Consider the following 889-nt stretch of genomic DNA (forward strand, 5'->3'; position numbering starts at 1 on the left):
GTTCGAGCCACATTACGTAGATGGGAAAACCAGGGATTAGGTGGATTGTGGGAAGCACCTGGACGTGGAGGAAAACGTAAGTGGAGTTCAGAGGATATAAATATGGTTGAACAATGGCTAGATGAAGAACGTAGCTATACAAGTCGTCAACTACAAGAACGTTTAGCTGCTGAACGTGGAATCACGCTCAGTAGTAGACAAGTTAGCCGAATTCTAAAAAAAAAGATTATATATGGAAACGGTTAAGGCATAAACCGCCTATTCCAAAATCAACATCATTCAAAGATGCCAAACGTGCCGATTGGTTAATGTTATGTCAGTTAGCTGGAGATGGATTAATTTGTCTAAAATATCTTGATGAATCGGGGTTTGAACGAACAAGTTCTCTCAATTATACTTATTCCAAACGTGGAGAGCAAAAATCAATTTATCAACCTCGTAGACGAGGCAAAAGAATTAGTGTTCTTGGTTTTTGGGAGCCTCAGCAAAGTTTTGAATATGGGGCTGTAGTTGGTGGTTTCAATAGCGAACGTTACTTGCAACTGCTTCAATGGCAGGCACATTTGGCCCAACAGCGTCTTGAACAAACGGGTAAAATAACTGTCATTATTCAAGATGGAGCATCATTTCATCGCAGCAAAAAAGTTAAACAATACTGGCAACGTTGGCAACAACAAGGTTTGTACATTTTTTTCCTGCCACCATACTCGCCTGAAATGAACCGTATTGAAGATGAGTGGCTACACCTGAAACGTTATGAGCTTTCTTCACAGATTTTTGACGATGAGTATGAACTAGCGATCGCTCTAATTTATACTATTCAAAATCGTGCAAACAATGGTAATTATTCAGTTGAGCGTTTTATATTTAATCATGTCTAGCTACTTAA

2 protein-coding genes are annotated in these 889 nt (G+C 39.1%); both read left to right on the plus strand.

The features are described from left to right. The coding region (locus ACEYW6_RS36455; protein WP_412983646.1) for a helix-turn-helix domain-containing protein at positions 1-246 on the plus strand (246 nt) is incomplete at its 5' end. A gap of 14 nt (positions 247-260) precedes the next feature. Next, positions 261-881 carry an IS630 family transposase gene (locus tag ACEYW6_RS36460; RefSeq protein ID WP_412983647.1) on the plus strand — a complete coding sequence of 207 codons (621 nt, stop codon included), beginning with the start codon at positions 261-263 and terminating at the stop codon, positions 879-881. Positions 882-889 lie beyond the last annotated feature (8 nt).

Source organism: Nostoc sp. UIC 10607, from assembly GCF_047228265.1.
Classification (GTDB): Bacteria; Cyanobacteriota; Cyanobacteriia; order Cyanobacteriales; family Nostocaceae; genus Nostoc; species Nostoc foliaceum_A.